Origin of the sequence: Pseudomonas sp. 15A4, assembly GCF_016925575.1 — a bacterium.
In the GTDB taxonomy this organism is placed as follows: domain Bacteria; phylum Pseudomonadota; class Gammaproteobacteria; order Pseudomonadales; family Pseudomonadaceae; genus Aquipseudomonas.
Genome location: NZ_CP068986.1, coordinates 771,570 through 788,554 on the forward strand (window position 1 = coordinate 771,570; position 16,985 = coordinate 788,554).

Sequence of the window (16,985 nt, forward strand, 5' to 3'; positions counted from 1 at the left end):
CGCCCGCACCGCCGCTAGGGCATCTTGACACTACTATCCCCGCTCTGTTGCAAGACGCCGAAAAACGCGGCAATACCCGTCACGCTCGGGCTTCAGCGCTGGCATAATCGCTCACTTCCCAGGCCGGAGAGCATTCATGTCGCGCTACCTGTTTATGTCGTTGTTCCTCTTGGTACCCTTTGCTCACGCGACTGATGCTCCGGCGTCCGACAACACTCACGACCTTTCATACAGCCTTGGCGCAAGTCTGGGGGAGCGTCTGCGCCAGGAAGCACCTGACCTGCAGCTGCCCGCACTGCTTGAAGGTCTGCAGTCGGCGTATCAAGGCAAGCCGCTGGCGATCAAACAGGAACGCATGGAGCAGATTCTCAGCGACCACGACGCCGCCCTCGCCCAGGCTGAAAGCTCTGGCCAGACTGAACCGCAAACCGAAGCGGCGCTGAAGGACGAACGCAAATTCATGGACGTCGAAAAGGCCAAACCTGGCGTTCGCCAACTCGCGGATGGCATCCTGATGACCGAACTGACGCCGGGCAACGGCGCCAAACCCGACATCAATGGCCGTGTGCAGGTGAAGTACGTGGGCCGTCTGCCTGATGGCACGATCTTCGATCAGAGCCAGCAGCCACAATGGTTCCGCCTGGACAGCGTCATTGCCGGCTGGACCACCGCCCTCGCCGACATGCCGGTGGGTGCCAAATGGCGGTTGGTCATCCCTTCGGCTCAAGCGTATGGCGCAGAGGGCGCGGGTGATCTGATCGATCCGTACACCCCGCTGGTGTTCGAAATCGAGTTGCTCGGGGTGTCGCAGTAACGCCAACGATGACCGAGACTCCACCGGGCAGACCAAAAACAGATCATAAAAAAGGGTGCCCAAGGCACCCTTTCTTATATCAATGGTCTTCTCAGACCTCTTCCCCGACCTGTTCCTTGTGCGCGTTGTGCAGCACTTCGATCAGGCAGTCTTCCAGTTCAAAGCGCTCGTGCAGCAAGCCGCCCAATTCCTTGAACTTCTCGACGACGCACTTGCCTTCATCACAGAGATCGTTGAATGCCAGCAGCTTTTCGGTGATGACGTCGATCCGAGGATAGATCGTGTCAGCCAGCTCAAGGCCGCGCTGATTCTTGAACGCCTTGGCCTCGTTGGTGAGCTGCTCGTAAATTTCGAAATGACCCGCCGACACGTAATCGACCAACGAGCCGCAGAATTCCTGCAAGGGCGTGCTTTTTCGGCAAACGCTTCCGGATCTGCACTCAAGGCGTAATAAGCCGTGATCAACTCGTTGCGCTCCAGCAACCAGCGGTCAATCAGCTTGTGAACCCCACCCCAGCGTTCCTGAGCGTTCTGACAACTTTCCAGCATGATGTTCTCTCTTCCCTTCAGGGGCATGCTGCTCCAAGCGCTTTGCGGTTCGGTCCGAGACGTGTCGGGGCCGGCCGGGAAATGCGCAAACAGCAGCATTGATCCGATGATGCGTGCGGCCCAGATTATGCCCGCATGACTAGCCCATCAAGGTACGCAGGACATAAAGTTCATACAAGTGTTTAATCGGCCGTCCCCACATCCATTGATCTGAAGCGGCGAAACTCGATAAAAAGGTAGTACAGCGCGAACAGGCTTAAACCTGAAAACGCCAACAGGCTCCACTCCGGCAAGCTGATGCCAAACAGCGACCAGTTGATCTCGGAGCACCCTGCGTTTCCCGCCAGCACCATCGCCATGACCTTCACGTAGCTTTGCGTTTCCATGAGGTAGTGCAGGTTTTCAATACATGCTGCCATGTTCTCGGGCGGCGAAGCCTGCAACCAGACCTGACGTGCCGCGACGCTCGCTCCCAAAGCGGAAAACAGTAAAAGAAAGCCCGCGTAGATACGCCAGCCAGATTTGCCCGGCGCGTGCAGCGCGGCGAGCAAACACACACCCGCAGATACCGCCATGAGCACACGCTGAAGCAGGCACATCGGACATGGCGCTGCATCAACTACAGGGCCGAGATAAACCGTCGCTCCCACAATCGATGCGCAGGCCAGAAACGCCAGAGAGAACAAGGAGCGCGTACGAGCCAGCTGCATGGAAAATCCGTAACAAAAGACGAAGGCGGCTACGGTAGAGGAAAGCGCGAGTCGCTTTCAAGGCGCTCAACGGAGGATATTTCTTTGTTGATGTAGGTAAATCCCGACGCCGTGTTTAAGACGTTATACCGGTAGCCCAAAGATCCTCTCAACAAGCCACACGAAGCACGGAAATGCCCTACACAAATAAAAGACTCAGACACTGAAGAGGCCCGCAAGCGGGCCTCTTAGAGTTGACGTCTTACCCCAGTCTAAGCGCGCGTCAGTGCTGGCAACGGACGGGCGAGCAAACGCTCATCCAGCAAACCCAGACCTTCCTGAAACAGCTGATTGCTGCGATCAGTCTCGCCCAGCTGCGCAAGCAGACGAGCCAGTTCGGCACACGCTTCCGGGTTGCGCTGCAACCTCAAGCTCGACTCGAGGTAATCACGCGCTTTACCCCAAAAGCTGCTTTGCAGGCATAGACGACCCAAGGTCAACAGCAAGCCTGGGTCATCGGTATGACTTTTCAGCCAGCCTTCGGCAGTCTGCAGTTGTTTGGCAGGATCGGCGCCGCGCACCAGTCCGTACAACCGCGCAAGGTGGGTGTTGTAGTCGCGCTTCATGGCCGTGCGCAGGACTTCCTCGGCCTGCACATCGGCGCCCAGCCGACGCAGTTGTTCGGCGTACGCCAATACCAGCGCGGGCTCCTGGCGCTGAGCCGAAGTCAGTTGTTGCCAAGCGCTTTCCAGCGACGGCAGGCCCGTGGCTACGGTATCGCTGCCGGATTCACGATGGGCCGCCAGTGAGAGATTTTCGCCCCAGGCACGTCTCTCCAGTTCAGCCAGCTCTTGCGCCGGAAGCACCTTGTCTTTTCGCAACTCCGGCATCAGACGAACCAACTCCGCCCACTCACCACGTTCGCGATACAGGCGTTGCAATTGACGCAAGACCTGCGGGTTATGCGGATGGCGTTCTTGCATGGCCTGCAGGGTAACCAGTGCTCCATCGAGGTCGCCACGGTCCACCTGCAGCTGCGCGTGACTCAGCGCGATGGCCAGTTCGGCCTGTGGCTGACGCTCAAGCGCGCGCTCGAGCAGGTTATCGCTTTCTTCATAACGGCCCTGCTCGTTCGCTGCCCGGGCAGCACCGAGGTAGTACAGCAGCGGCTGACGCTCCGCTTCAGCGGCGCGATGCAAGTTGCGTTGCGCACTGGCCCAACGTCCTTCTGCGAGATCCATCTGCCCTTGTTCGATCGCGTTCTGCACACGACGGCTTCGATTGCGCCGTGACCAAGGATTGACCACTCCGCCAGAGGTCGTCAGCAACGCGATCAGCACGCGCACCAGCCACAGCATAAAGAGGACGGCGACCAGCAGCGCAAGCGCTGCCCAGATGCTCGATTCGTAGCGGAAGGTGTCGTAGGAAATCAGCACGTAGCCCGCATGACGGGAGATCGCGACGCCTATCAGCGCCGCAGCAACGACCAGCACGAAGAGGATGACGTAAGCGCGCTTCATGGCTGTTTCCCAGGCTGCGCCTCGTCAGTGCGTTTCTCCAGCGCACCGCCAACAGGCGTGTGACGCTGTTCGAGGTAGGCCTGAACCGCCGCCAGACTTTGTGTCAGGTCAGGGGTCGCGACGGAGACCGGCTGTTTGCTGAGCTCGTCCAGACGCTGGCCAAGCGCTTTGCTTTGCTGGTTGTCGCGATTGAAATTGTCGTCCAGGACGCTGCGCGCTTCAGCCATGGCCTTCTCGTAGACCGGGGCCTGGCCGTTGAGCGCAGCCCATTGCGCCTGCTCGATTGCCAGGCTCAACGCTAGACGAACCTGGGTCAGGCTCTGGCCTGCCAGCAACGGACGAATATTCTTGTCTGCGTTAAAGTCGATGCGCACGAACTGGGAAATCTTGTCCCACCACTTGGCCCAATAGCTGTCCTCACTGCCATCGGTCAAACCGAACAGCGAATCGCCCTTGTCCTTGTATTCCGGCGCCAGCTCATTCAACTGCGCGACTTGATCCCGCACGGCCGCCAATTGCAGAAACAGTCCGGTGCGATCCGGTTGGTCGACGCTGCGCAGCGCGGTCAGGCTTTTGGCCAATTGCTCGCGAGCCGCGAACGCACCCGGATCGTCCTGCTCGCGCAGAATCTCGTCGGCGCCCTGAACCAGCGCTGCAGCGCTGTTGATGTCTTGCAGTGCAGACAGTCTCAGGCTCGCCAGCCGTAGCAGATGCTCCGCCTCGGCCAGACGCCAATCCTTGCGGCTGGCGCCGAGGACAGTCTCCACACGCTGGCTCAGTCGCTGCTGATCACCCTGCAACTGCGTAACGAGGCGACGGCGATCCTCCAGCTCCTGGGCCGGTGGCAATTGCGCCAGACGTGCGGCGATTTGCTGCTCGCTCTGCTTGAGCGCCTGGGTCTGCGAACCGATGTCCTGCAGTTGACCTGACTGCTCCTGGTGACCGGCCTGCATGGCGCGCAGTTGCCAAACACTCCAGCCGCCAACGGCAACGCCCGCAGCGCCCAGCAACAGCGCCAGTATGGCGAGCCCGTTGCTGCTACGGCGACTCGACGGTTCTTTGTACGCTGGATCCGGCAGCGGCTCAGGTTTGGCCAGTACCGGTTCAACGTCATCTTTTGGCAAGACTGTTTCGCTCACGTATCCATCCTTTGCATTTTGGGCGTCGCGTAATCCGACTGATCGACCCTTACGCCTGTAAGGCAGGCGCGGGGTGTTCACGCAATGCTGCCAACAAGGCCGGGGCGCTGGCGCCACGGCAATCCACTACGGTAAGGACCCCGGCAGCACGCGCCATTTCGGCGACCCGGGGGCTTGGTACAAACAAAGGCATCTGCGCAAGCGTAGGCCAGGCGTCGCCCGCCAACTCACGCAGATGCTCGAAACCCTGTCCACTGCTGACCACCAGCCCATTCAAGCGTTCCGCCTTTACGGTATGAGGCAGTGTGAAAGCCGGGTATTGCGGCAGGTTGCGACGATACAGCGGCAGGTAATCGACCACCACACCACGATCACGCAACCGTTCGGCCAGCAGCTCGCGACCGTCTTCGCCACGCATGATCAGCACTTTGGGGTCGTAACCCGAGACGGCCTGTTGAAACTGCGGCAGGTCGAGAAGCGCTTCGCTGTCGTCGCCATGCTCGGGGAAGAACACATGCAATCCGTAATCATCAAGAATTTGCGCGGTAGCGGCGCCCACGGTGAACCACTTCTGCATTGGCGGCTGTGGCCAGACTTCATCGAGCATCGCCAGCCCCAGGCGCGCGGCCGGCTTGCTGACGACGATAACCGCGCAGTACGCGGCGAGGTCGTAGATGATCGAGCGATTGGCTTCTGACACCGGCAAAGGCTCGATCTGCAGCAGCGGCAGGCTGGCGCTGTGCACGCCAACCTCAGCCAAGATCTGCGCAAGCGCCTGCGATTCTTCAGTCGGACGCGTGAGCAGCAGGCGCCAGGCTTTCACTCGCCGTCAGCCTCGCCGTATACCGCTTTGAGAATCTTCGCTGCACCTTGAGCCAGCAGCGCTTCGGCCACCTGCACGCCCAGCGCCTGGGCGTCCACTTGTGGCGCGCGCGCTTCTGCGTGCAGCAGCACGGTGCCGGAGGGATCTCCCACCAGACCGCGCAGCCACAGTTGCTCGCCTTCCAGCACGGCGTAGCAGGCGATCGGCACCTGGCAACCACCGTTGAGGTGCTTGTTCAGCGCGCGCTCGGCGGTGACCCGCACGGCAGTGTCGTCATGGTGCAGCGGGGCCAGCAAGGCATGAAGTTCGATGTCGACGCTGCGGCATTCAATGCCCACTGCGCCCTGCCCGCCAGCCGGCAGGCTGTGGTCGATGCTGATGGGGGCGGTGATGCGGTCTTCGAAACCCAGACGGATCAGGCCGGCCGCGGCAAGGATGATCGCGTCGTACTCACCCGCGTCCAGTTTGGCGAGTCGCGTGTTGACGTTGCCACGCAGAAACCGGATTTGCAGGTCAGGCCGACGCGCCAGCAACTGAGCCTGTCGACGCAGGCTCGACGTTCCGACCACGGCTCCGGCGGGCAGCTCATCGAGACTGGTGTAAGTGTTGGAGACGAAGGCGTCGCGCGGGTCTTCGCGTTCGCAGATACAGAAGAGGCCGAGCCCCTGAGGGAAGTCCATCGGGACGTCTTTCATCGAGTGGACGGCGATGTCGGCTGTGTGCTCCATCAGTGCTGTTTCCAGCTCCTTGACGAACAGACCCTTGCCACCGATTTTCGAGAGCGGCGAGTCCAGCAGCTTGTCGCCGCGACTGACCATCGGCACCAGCGTCACGACCAGGCCGGGATGCGCCTGCTCCAGACGCGCCTTGACGTACTCGGCTTGCCAGAGGGCCAGGGCGCTTTTGCGGGTGGCGATGCGGATTTCGCGAGAAGACATGAACCGGTCCGTACTGAGTGAATGCGGCGAATAATAACAGCTCGGCCGGATCGGACCGAATGACTGTATTCAATCGTTGCGCATCATGATCTCAATCAACCTGCCCACGCCATGCGACGGCATGTCGCCCGCATCGCACGGCATCGCCTTCGCGGCACTTGCTTACAACTGCTGCATCATCTTGCGCACACCGGCAACGTGCCGGCGGCTGACGATCAACGCATCACCGTTGAGCCCCTTGAGGAACAACTGGAAATGGCCCAGCGGCGTGCGCTGCAGGCGTTCGATGCGCTCACGGGCAACCAGCGCGTTGCGGTGAATACGCACGAAGCGATCGCCGAACTCATCTTCCAAGGCTTTAAGCGGCTCATCCAGCAGCACTTCGCCGCCTTCGTGGCGCAGGGTCACGTATTTATGATCAGCGATGAAATAGATCACCTCAGCGAGCGGGATCAGCTCAATGCCCTTTCGGGTACGCGCGCTGATGTGACTGCGCGGGCCGGCGCCGCTTTCCGCAGCAGGCCGGGTCATCGCTGCCAGCTGCACGCGATTTGGCCGCTCGGCCTTGCGCAACGCATCGATCAAGTGCTCTGGACGAACCGGCTTGACCAGGAAACCCACGGCGCTGACCCGGAAGGCTTCTAGCGCAAATTCATCGTGGGCCGTGCAAAACACGACGGCGGGAGGGGCGTCGCGCTCGCACAATTTTGCCGCGACCTGAAGTCCATCCAGGCCAGGCATGCGGATATCCAGCAACACCACGTCGGGTTTCAAATTTTCAATCAGCTGCAATGCTTCTTCGCCATTTGTGGCGCTGGGTTCCAGAACCTTGTAACCCTCGAGCTCGCTTACCATACGGCTCAGGCGCTCTCGGGCTAGGGGTTCGTCATCAACGATCAGGACATTCATATTGCTCTGGCTTCCTGCGTGAGTCTCGCACAAGGATAGCGTAGACAGGTGAAGTGACGACCGTCTCGGCGCTCCACGCTCAGACTGGCGAGAGGGCCGAAAAGTGCCGTGAGTCGAGCGCCGATGTTTGCCAAGGCCTGCTGAGTGCCGCTCGGGTTTTGCCCCAGGGCGGCCTCATCGTAAGGATTACTGACGCGCAATATGAATACTCCCCGTTCGTAGTCCGCCTCAACTCTGACCACGCCGCCTTCAATGCGGGGCGCGATGCCGTAAATCAGCGCGTTTTCCAATAATGGCTGCAAGGTTAGCTGGGGAATTGGCAAGTCGTCGGGAATTGCACTTATGGCCCAGTCCAACTGTAGACGCTCGCCAAGTCGATATTGCTCAATCGATAAATAGCGTTTCGCCAAATCAAGCTCTTCACGCCATGTCGTCAGGCTGCCGGGCTTGCCCAGACTGGCCCGAAACAGGTCAGACAGATCAAGCACCGCCTGCTCCGCCTTGACCGGATCACTGGTGACCAGGCTGGCGATGCTATTGAGTGTATTGAACAGAAAATGCGGGCGAATACGCGCCTGCAGGGACTCGATCCTGGCCTGAAGTTCGGCCTGCTGCTGTTTTCGCCACTGACTCTGCAGGTAAAAGTACCGCAGCATCAGTGCGGACATGATCAAGGCGATCAAGGCGTAACGCAGGTACCGCTCGACGACCCCATTGAACGAGGTCGGGGGACTCACTGGGTAATAGTCAGTCACGGCGGTGCACATCAGCGTCACCGCGACCACCAGCAGACAACCGATGCAGCCGGCCACGCCAGCACGCATCCGCGCCAGCCAGGGACGCAAGCCACACAGCAGCGCGGCGGACAGCAGCACGATCCACTGCACGAAGAGAGAAATCAGCGCCAGACGCACCCAGTCGAACTCCGGCCGCATGGGCTCGATGAGCACGAGCACGAAGACCAGCAACTCCGCCAGCACCACCAGCATCAGCAACGCCTGTGGCAGGCACAGTTCCGGGAGGAAGAACTCTTTGCCGGGCGCACTGCTCTGCCCCGGTTGTTTGCGCTCGTTTTGCATGGCCGCCAGTCTCTTCGCTCATACCGTCGCAGGCAAGCCGCCGGGGATAAATAAGCGGCAATGCTGTTATCATCGCCCGCGTCTTTAGAATCGGCCGGCGCCGGTTTTTCATCAGTTTCAGCCACCAGCAAAGCAGCGAGCGAATCATGAGCACCGACAAGACCAACCAGTCCTGGGGCGGCCGCTTCAGTGAACCCGTCGACGCCTTCGTCGCACGCTTCACCGCCTCCGTCACCTTCGATCAGCGCCTTTATCGCCACGACATCATGGGCTCCGTCGCCCACGCCACGATGCTGGCCAAAGTCGGCGTGCTGACCGACGCCGAGCGCGACACGATCATCGACGGGCTGAAGAGCATTCAGGGCGAGATCGAAGCCGGCACGTTTGACTGGCGCGTGGACCTCGAAGACGTGCACATGAACATCGAAGCGCGCCTGACTGATCGAATCGGCGTCACCGGTAAAAAGCTGCACACCGGGCGCAGCCGCAACGACCAGGTCGCCACCGACATCCGCCTGTGGCTGCGTGACGAAATCGACCTGATTCTGGCTGAAATCACTCGCCTGCAAGAAGGCCTGCTGGGGCTCGCCGAACGCGAAGCCCGCACCATCATGCCGGGCTTCACTCACCTGCAGACCGCGCAACCCGTGACCTTCGGCCACCACATGCTCGCGTGGTTCGAAATGCTCAGCCGTGATTACGAGCGTCTGGTCGATTGCCGCAAGCGCACCAATCGCATGCCCTTGGGCAGCGCCGCGCTGGCCGGCACCACGTACCCGATTGACCGCGAACTGACCTGCCAACTCCTGGGCTTCGAGGCCATCGGCGGCAACTCGCTGGACAGCGTCTCCGATCGCGACTTCGCCATCGAGTTCTGCTCTGCCGCGAGCATCGCGATGATGCACCTGTCGCGTTTCTCCGAAGAGCTGGTGCTGTGGACCAGCGCGCAATTTCAGTTCATCGACCTGCCTGATCGCTTCTGCACCGGCAGCTCGATCATGCCGCAAAAGAAAAACCCTGATGTTCCTGAACTGGTCCGTGGCAAAAGCGGCCGCGTATTCGGCGCTCTGATGGGCCTGCTGACCTTGATGAAGGGCCAACCGCTGGCCTACAACAAGGACAATCAGGAAGACAAGGAGCCGCTGTTTGACGCTGCCGACACCCTTCGCGACTCGCTGCGTGCCTTCGCCGACATGATCCCGGCGATCAAACCCAAGCACGCCATGATGCGCGAGGCCGCGCTGCGTGGCTTCTCCACGGCAACCGACCTGGCCGACTATCTGGTTCGCCGTGGCTTACCATTCCGTGATTGCCACGAGATCGTGGGTCACGCGGTGAAGCATGGCGTGGAGACCGGCAAGGATCTGGCCGAGATGACGCTGGACGAGCTCCGTCAGTTCAGCGACCAGATCGACCAGGACGTCTTTGCGGTGCTGACGCTCGAGGGCTCGGTCAACGCTCGTAACCACATCGGCGGCACGGCGCCGGAGCAGGTCAAGGCCGCGGTTGTGCGTGGCCAGCATTTGCTCGCCACCCGCTAAGCGCATAAACGGCGTCGCCCGATGCGGGCGATGCCATTCAATTGGCAGGACATCGAGAACGACATGAGCGACAACATCGAAAACGACGAAGAAGAGTTTGCGGAAGCGACGCTGATTGAAGCCATCGAAAATCAGATCGAGAGCGACAACCCGCCAGCGGCCAAAGCCACCTACAACAAGCTGACCCTTGTGGGCATCGAGCGCGAAGAGATTCTGCAGATGATGGCCCACATTCTGGCATTGGAGATCGACGGGATCCTGGCTGAAGATCGCCCGTTCAATACTGCCTGGTACGAAGCCGCCCTGCGTGCACTGCCTGACATGCCGCCGGGCGTGCGACTGGCGGAAAACGAGTAACACCTGCCAGATATGCCGGTCGCTCACCCGACCTGACGACCGGCCAGATACTTCCTGCAAAATCCCCAGACCTGACTACACTCCAACAGCCTCGCTGCCGCATGGCGACGGGGCCGTCACGCCTGCGATTCTGATCGCGGTGTATCCACTGGAAAAAGTCTGGAGCACCTATGTCGTTTACCCCTGAATTGGTTGCCGAGCTGGAAATCCTGTCGCTGTTCAATCTGAGCAACACCAAAGAGGGACTGAAGGTCCACCACCATTCCGCAGCTCCCGCAGCCATCGCTGCCGCCCAACGACTCTTCGACAAAGGCCTCACCACACAACACGACGGAGGCTATTTGACCAGCCTGGGGCTGGATGCCGCCGACCACGCTCAATCGCTGCTGATCATTCTTGCCACCAGCCAGGAAGCTGCCTGACTCGACCCTCGCGAAACCTTTGCCTGTACGCATCAAATAAAGGTTTCGCGAATCCTCCATTTCGACGATGCTGCGCCGATAAAATAATGGCGCCATAAATAAGACCCGCGATTGTGCCGTATCGGCCTGACGCCACGCTGTCTTGATTATCGCTACACCTTTACTTCATGCAGTGCCGCCCGCCGGCTTCGAGTCGCGATGACGCGTAGTTCCGAAATTCGCCCGGATCTGGATGAGGGCATTGATCGCAAGGTCCTCGCTCAGTTACGCAGCCGCTTCCTGGCCCTGAGTGAGAGTCGACTGGCGCGCGCATACGAAGGCTTATCGCCTCGCCAGCAAAGCGTGCTATCGCTGCTGCCGTTGTTTTTCCACGTTAATCATCCTCTGTTGCCAGGCTATGTGTCGGGCTCCACCCCCGCTGGCGTTTCCCATTACGAGCCTGACGCCCAGGCCCTTGCCGAAGCGCAGCGCCTGACGCGGTCGTTCTCCTACAAACCACGCCGGGTGAATCCCCCCAGCCGATTCACGGCATCTTTCTGATGGGCAGCCTTGGGACCCTTGCCCAGGCTGACCAGAGCGACATGGACGTGTGGATCTGCCACGACCCGCTGCTGTCGGCCGACGAAATCCAGGAGTTGCGCAGGAAGTGCCAGTCCCTGGAAAGCTGGGCGGCGAGCATGGGAGCCGAGGCGCATTTCTTTCTCGTCGATCCGGAGCGTTTTGTCGTCGGCGAGCGCGACGCGCAGCTGAGTGGGGAGGACTGCGGGACGACGCAGCACTATCTGTTACTCGACGAGTTTTATCGCACTGCTATCTGGCTCGCCGGGCGCACCCCGATGTGGTGGCTGGTGCCGGTCTATGAGGAAACGCGCTACGCCGAATACACGCACACCCTGCTGTCGAAGCGCTTTATTCGTGCCGATGAGGTGCTGGACCTCGGCAACATGTCGCACATCCCACCGGGCGAATTTATCGGCGCCGGGCTCTGGCAGTTGTTCAAAGGCATCGAATCGCCCTACAAGTCGGTGCTCAAACTGCTGCTCACCGAGGCCTACGCCAGCGAACACCCGCAGGTGCAGTGCCTGAGCATGCGCTTTAAGAACGCCGTGTTCGCCAAGCGAGTAGACCTCGACGAACTGGACCCGTACGTGATGGTGTACCGGCGCATTGAGGAGTACCTGCTGGCACGGGGCGAGCCCGAGCGGCTGGAGCTGGCACGTCGCAGTTTGTACCTGAAAGTGAACAAGAAACTCACGGGTGCCACTCGCCATCGCAGCAACGGTTGGCAGCGTCTTCTGCTGGAACGGCTGGTCAATGAGTGGAACTGGGACGATCGTCAGCTGGCGCTGCTCGACAGCCGCAGCCAATGGAAAGTGCGCCAGGTCGCCAGCGAGCGTCGCGCACTGGTCGGCGAGCTCAACCTCAGTTACCGCTTCCTGACCCAGTTCGCGCGGGCGCAAAAGGCAGTCAATTCGATCAGCAAGCGCGACCTCAATGTGCTCGGGCGCCGGCTGTATGCGGCCTTCGAACGCAAAGCCGGCAAAGTGGAATTTCTCAATCCGGGCATCGCGCCGGATCTGGCAGAAGATACGCTGACGCTGGCGCAACTGCCGAACAAGCGCGAGCCCGGCAGGTATCAATGGTGTCTCTATAACGGCAACCTGAGTGCCCACGAGCTGGAGACGTTTGCGCCGATCAAGCGCAGCCGCGAGTTGCTGGAGCTGCTTACGTGGTGCCATCGCAACAACGTCATCGACAGCAGCACGCGCCTGGCGCTGCACCCTGGCATCAGCGATCTCACAGAATTCGAGCTTTTTAATCTGCAAAGCGCGTTGCAGCAGAGCATTGCCCTGCCGCTGGGCATGATCGATGAAGACGTACTGCTGAGCCCGAGCGTGCCCCGCGAGATCCTGCTGTTGGTCAACGTCGGCATCGACCCGCTCAGGCACCACAAAGACCTGAACATCCTGATGACCACCGAGCGAACAGACTCGCTGAGCTACGCTGGCGTCCGCGAAAATCTGGTGCTGACCTTCGACCAGATCACCCTCAACAGCTGGAACGAGGTGCTGGTCAATCGCTTCGACGGCCCCCATGCACTGCTGGACTGCCTGACAGAATTGCTCAACAGCCTGCCGGAAAAGTCCGCAAGGCCTGTCATCCGCGTGCGCTGTTTTTGCCACAACCGTGCGCAGGCTATCGCCCAGCGCGTGGAAGAGCTCATCGGCACCGCGCAACTGCTGCTGGACCGGCGCCTGAATCATCGCTATCTCATTCAGGTCGAGCAGCGTTACCACGTTCTGGAAATGATCCCCGGCCAGGTCAGCCACGTCACGCTCGAACATATGCCGGCACTGTTTGATTATCTGGGTGAAGAGCTTTCTGCCTACAGCCCGCTTCATCTGGACCCGCAAGCACTGGACGACTCGGACTTGTCGCTGTTCATCCCGTACGGGCAGCCCGAGTGCATTCAGGTTTTTTACCGGATCAACGAACCCAATGCCGACCTGTACGTGCTCGATGAGCGCAATGCGTTATGGCATCAGCAGGTGCCGTATCACACTGAATCCAGCCTGCTGGTGCCGCTGCAGCGCTTCTTTGAGTCGCTGATGTACCGACGCGTAGCGTTGTTGCCGATGGATAACCCGCTGGAATCAACCTCGCTGGAGGCTTTGTATTACCGCATAACCCCCGATGGATCAGGGCGAGCCCGCCGCGTCGAGCAGCGCTCGCCCCCGGCAATGCTCATCGAAAAACCATTCTTCGATGTGCAGGCGATTATCGAGGAGGCGAGTCCAGGCCAGGTCAGCGTGACGCTGTATTGCGACGGGATGGAGTTCTCCGACCTCGAATTCGGCGATCAGCTGTTCAACGTCGTGGCGCGGAGAATTCTCGACCAGCGCCGTGAGCCGCAACGTTACCGCTGTTACATCACCGACCTGGACCTGTCCGGGATTCTCGGGGATGCGCGCGGTCAGACCATCCTGTTCCTGCGCTACAAGGCCGAGCTGGAACAGTCACTGAATGCCGCGATGGATGAGGTTTGATGACGACCGGCTCGCTACAGACGATTCAGCGTGCGACGGAATTTACACTGCGACGCTGATCCGCCTGCCGCACGATCTCACGCCGACGCTCATCGGTCGCCGCCCGCCACTCGCGGATGTCTTCGACGTGGCGCTGGCACCCCGTGCAGACTTTGTCCTCATCGAGCCGGCAGATGCTGATGCAGGGCGACGGAACAGCCGGGCTGACGTTGCTGAACAGCGGCTTTGGCGGTTTGGCCGGCGTTGCGTTAACGGTCACTGGCGGTTGCCATCGCTGCCGTCGAGGGCATCGAAGTCGATCTCTTCGCCGGCCTGCTGCTTCGCCAGACGATAGAGCATCTCGCTCAACAGCTCTTCGCTCTTGTCGCAGATCCAATGCTTCGCTTCTTCGTCGTAGTCAAAGTGAAAACCACCCGACGCAGCCGCCAGCCACAGCTGACGCAACGGCTCCTGACGGCTGAAAATGAACTGCGAGCCGTTTTCGAATTTCACGGTCAGCACACCGGCCGAACTCTCAAGGTCCAGATCCAGACCGCTCTCGTCGAAGATGTCCTGGAGCTTTTCCTGGGTGGCATCGACCAGATCGTGAAAACGGGCTTCAGTCAAACTCATTGCATGAACCTCAAAAGTGTCGGCGGATGGCGCAGCGACGCACGATACGGTCGCTCCCCGGCAAATGCAAAGCCTACCCGCCCAACTGCAATGGCGGGACCGGCTTTTGTCGGGAAGGTACCGAACGTCAATGCATCACAGACTGCGTCAGAAATCCGCGCGTGCTGCTCAGTCTAATTGCGTGACGGCGTCAAACCCCCGCCGGACGGGAACTCCAGCGCATAGGCAATCTGTCGGGTGGCCGGTATACTCGGGCGCAATTAATGCTTATACAAAGGATTTCGCCATGAAGCGCCTGATTTCCTCCCTGGCCGCGCTGCTTGCAGTTGCGTGTCTGGTCTCTGCCTGCGGTCAGAAAGGTCCACTGTATCTGCCCGACGACGACTCGTCCGACGGCTCCAGCCAGACCAAGTCGCACTCGCACAAGCATCAGACTTCGACCTACTAGGAATCAGTCATGGACGCCTTCAACTACCGCGACGGTGAGCTGTTCGCGGAAGGAGTGGCGTTGTCTGCCATCGCCGAACGCTTCGGCACGCCGACATACGTCTATTCCCGCGCGCACATCGAGGCGCAGTATCGCGCCTACGCCGACGCCCTGAGCGGCATGCCGCACTTGGTCTGTTATGCGGTCAAAGCCAACTCCAACCTGGGCGTTCTCAATGTCCTGGCGCGCCTGGGCGCCGGTTTCGACATCGTTTCCCGTGGCGAACTGGAGCGCGTACTGGCGGCAGGCGGTCAGGCTGACAAGATTGTCTTTTCCGGCGTCGGCAAGACCCGTGATGACATGCGCCGAGCCCTCGAAGTCGGCGTGCATTGCTTTAATGTCGAGTCCACCGACGAACTCGAACGCCTGCAAGTCGTCGCCGCCGAAATGGGCGTGCGCGCCCCGGTTTCGTTGCGCGTCAACCCGGACGTCGACGCCGGCACCCACCCCTACATCTCCACCGGCCTCAAGGAAAACAAATTCGGCATCGCCATTGCGGACGCCGAAGACGTTTACATCCGCGCCGCGCAGCTACCGAATCTTGACGTTATTGGCGTCGACTGCCACATCGGCTCCCAACTGACCACGCTCTCGCCTTTCGTGGATGCCCTAGATCGCTTGCTCGATCTGGTCGACCGGCTAGGCGATTGCGGCATTCTGCTGAAGCATATCGATCTGGGCGGCGGTCTGGGCGTGCGTTATCGCGACGAAGAGCCACCACTCGCGGGCGAGTACATTAAAGCCGTCCGTGACCGTCTTGATGGCCGCGATCTGGCGCTGATGTTCGAGCCCGGCCGCTTCATCGTCGCCAATGCCGGCGTGCTGCTGACCCGCGTCGAGTACCTCAAGCACACCGAGCACAAGGACTTCGCTATCGTCGATGCCGCCATGAACGACCTGATTCGTCCGGCGCTGTACCAGGCGTGGATGGACGTAACTGCGGTCAAGCCCCGTGACGGCGCCAAGCGCACCTACGACATCGTCGGCCCGATCTGCGAAACCGGGGATTTCCTGGCCAAAGAGCGCGAACTCGCGCTGGCTGAAGGCGATTTGCTGGCCGTGCATTCCGCCGGCGCCTATGGTTTCGTGATGAGCTCCAACTACAACACCCGCGGACGTACGGCCGAGGTGCTTGTGGATGGCGAGCAAGCCTTCGAAGTGCGTCGCCGTGAAACCGTGACTGAGCTGTTTGCCGGCGAAAGCCTGCTGCCGGAGTAATCCCATGCTGCTGCGTTTTACCAAGATGCATGGCCTGGGCAATGATTTCATGGTGTTGGACCTTGTGAGCCAGCACGCGCACATTACGCCCAAGCATGCCAAGCAATGGGGCGATCGCCACACCGGCATCGGCTTCGATCAGTTGCTGCTGGTCGAAGCGCCGAACAATCCGGACGTGGACTTCCGTTACCGGATTTTCAATTCCGACGGTTCCGAGGTCGAGCAATGCGGCAATGGCGCGCGCTGCTTCGCCCGTTTCGTGCTGGACAAGCGGCTGACGGCCAAGAAGCAGATTCGCGTCGAGACCAAAGGCGGCATCATCGAGCTGGACATCCGCAACGACGGCCAGATCAGCGTGGATATGGGCGCGCCGCGCCTGGTGCCGGCGGACATCCCGTTCGATGCGCCGGAGCAGGCCACCTGCTATTCCCTTGATGTCGATGGCGAAACCGTCGAGCTCGCGGCCGTGTCCATGGGCAACCCCCATGCCGTGCTGCGCGTCTACGACATCAACAACGCACCTGTGCATGTGCTGGGCGCGAAAATCGAACACCATCCGCGCTTTCCGGCTCGGGTGAACGTGGGCTTTCTCCACGTCGTCGACCGTCAGCGCGCGCAATTGCGGGTGTGGGAACGCGGCGCCGGGGAAACTCAGGCCTGCGGCACCGGAGCCTGCGCGGCAGCGGTCGCGGCCATTACCCAAGGCTGGATGGATTCGCCGATGCTGATCGACCTGCCAGGCGGACGCCTGTCCATCGAGTGGGCCGGTCCTGGCCATTCAGTGGTGATGACTGGCCCGGCGGTCCGTGTTTACGAAGGCCAAGTACGTCTATAAGCGAGA

The 16,985-nt window shown here is 60.6% G+C and carries 16 protein-coding genes and 2 pseudogenes; 8 read left to right on the top strand and 10 right to left on the bottom strand.

Going from position 1 to position 16,985, the window contains the following annotated elements; translation table 11 throughout:
- Positions 1–136 precede the first annotated feature (136 nt).
- Positions 137–814, top strand: coding sequence for an FKBP-type peptidyl-prolyl cis-trans isomerase (locus JN403_RS03400; protein ID WP_122623522.1), 678 nt, complete (start codon positions 137–139; stop codon positions 812–814).
- A gap of 91 nt (positions 815–905) precedes the next feature.
- Here the strand turns inward: JN403_RS03400 and rsd are convergent.
- The 8 genes and pseudogenes from rsd to JN403_RS03440 form a co-directional block, all read right to left on the bottom strand.
- A pseudogene (gene rsd / locus JN403_RS03405) lies at positions 906–1,363 on the bottom strand (sigma D regulator).
- Between the two features lie 182 nt (positions 1,364–1,545).
- On the bottom strand, positions 1,546–2,073 hold the full coding sequence (locus tag JN403_RS03410) for a disulfide bond formation protein B (RefSeq protein WP_205485321.1): 528 nt from the start codon (positions 2,071–2,073) through the stop codon (positions 1,546–1,548).
- Positions 2,074–2,324: 251 nt separating this feature from the next.
- Entirely contained in the window at positions 2,325–3,572 is a 1,248-nt protein-coding gene (locus JN403_RS03415) for a heme biosynthesis protein HemY (protein WP_205485323.1), read from the bottom strand.
- Positions 3,569–4,711: a uroporphyrinogen-III C-methyltransferase gene (locus JN403_RS03420; RefSeq protein WP_205485325.1), complete on the bottom strand. Its 1,143-nt coding sequence runs from the start codon at positions 4,709–4,711 to the stop codon at positions 3,569–3,571. Before JN403_RS03420 ends, JN403_RS03415 begins: the two co-directional genes overlap by 4 nt.
- Positions 4,712–4,760: 49 nt before the next feature.
- Entirely contained in the window at positions 4,761–5,534 is a 774-nt protein-coding gene (locus tag JN403_RS03425) for a uroporphyrinogen-III synthase (protein ID WP_205485327.1), read from the bottom strand.
- On the bottom strand, positions 5,531–6,472 hold the full coding sequence (gene hemC, locus JN403_RS03430; RefSeq protein ID WP_205485334.1) for a hydroxymethylbilane synthase: 942 nt from the start codon (positions 6,470–6,472) through the stop codon (positions 5,531–5,533). Before hemC ends, JN403_RS03425 begins: the two co-directional genes overlap by 4 nt.
- Positions 6,473–6,634: 162 nt before the next feature.
- Complete coding sequence (locus tag JN403_RS03435; protein WP_172610293.1) at positions 6,635–7,381, bottom strand: LytTR family DNA-binding domain-containing protein; 747 nt, start codon at positions 7,379–7,381, stop codon at positions 6,635–6,637.
- Entirely contained in the window at positions 7,378–8,460 is a 1,083-nt protein-coding gene (locus JN403_RS03440; protein WP_205485336.1) for a sensor histidine kinase, read from the bottom strand. The genes JN403_RS03435 and JN403_RS03440 overlap by 4 nt, the downstream gene beginning before the upstream one ends.
- Positions 8,461–8,606: 146 nt before the next feature.
- Between JN403_RS03440 and argH the strand changes: the two genes are divergently transcribed.
- From argH to JN403_RS03460, 4 genes and pseudogenes are all read left to right on the top strand, one after another.
- Complete coding sequence (argH, locus tag JN403_RS03445; RefSeq protein WP_205485338.1) at positions 8,607–10,001, top strand: argininosuccinate lyase; 1,395 nt, start codon at positions 8,607–8,609, stop codon at positions 9,999–10,001.
- 63 nt (positions 10,002–10,064) lie between these two features.
- Complete coding sequence (locus tag JN403_RS03450) at positions 10,065–10,358, top strand: hypothetical protein (protein WP_205487221.1); 294 nt, start codon at positions 10,065–10,067, stop codon at positions 10,356–10,358.
- Positions 10,359–10,528: 170 nt separating this feature from the next.
- Entirely contained in the window at positions 10,529–10,780 is a 252-nt protein-coding gene (locus JN403_RS03455) for a TIGR02647 family protein (RefSeq protein WP_122534129.1), read from the top strand.
- Positions 10,781–10,978: 198 nt separating this feature from the next.
- Positions 10,979–13,827: pseudogene (locus tag JN403_RS03460) on the top strand (class I adenylate cyclase).
- Positions 13,828–13,852: 25 nt separating this feature from the next.
- On the opposite strand, the gene JN403_RS03465 reads toward JN403_RS03460, so the two are convergent.
- Positions 13,853–14,086 carry a DUF1289 domain-containing protein gene (locus tag JN403_RS03465; RefSeq protein ID WP_205485340.1) on the bottom strand — a complete coding sequence of 78 codons (234 nt, stop codon included), beginning with the start codon at positions 14,084–14,086 and terminating at the stop codon, positions 13,853–13,855.
- On the bottom strand, positions 14,083–14,439 hold the full coding sequence (gene cyaY, locus JN403_RS03470) for an iron donor protein CyaY (protein ID WP_122534132.1): 357 nt from the start codon (positions 14,437–14,439) through the stop codon (positions 14,083–14,085). The genes JN403_RS03465 and cyaY overlap by 4 nt, the downstream gene beginning before the upstream one ends.
- A gap of 286 nt (positions 14,440–14,725) precedes the next feature.
- Here cyaY and JN403_RS03475 point away from each other — a divergent pair, with 286 nt between their 5' ends.
- Genes JN403_RS03475 through dapF form a run of 3 tightly spaced genes read left to right on the top strand, consistent with a single transcriptional unit; the run spans position 14,726 to position 16,979 of the window.
- Positions 14,726–14,887 (top strand): lipoprotein, encoded by a 162-nt coding sequence (locus tag JN403_RS03475; protein WP_037016591.1) that lies wholly within the window; start codon positions 14,726–14,728, stop codon positions 14,885–14,887.
- Between the two features lie 9 nt (positions 14,888–14,896).
- The gene (gene lysA, locus JN403_RS03480; RefSeq protein WP_205485342.1) at positions 14,897–16,144 is read left to right on the top strand and encodes a diaminopimelate decarboxylase; all 1,248 of its coding nucleotides are present in this window, start codon (positions 14,897–14,899) and stop codon (positions 16,142–16,144) included.
- A 4-nt stretch (positions 16,145–16,148) separates the two neighbouring features.
- Positions 16,149–16,979 (top strand): diaminopimelate epimerase, encoded by an 831-nt coding sequence (gene dapF / locus JN403_RS03485; protein ID WP_205485352.1) that lies wholly within the window; start codon positions 16,149–16,151, stop codon positions 16,977–16,979.
- Positions 16,980–16,985 lie beyond the last annotated feature (6 nt).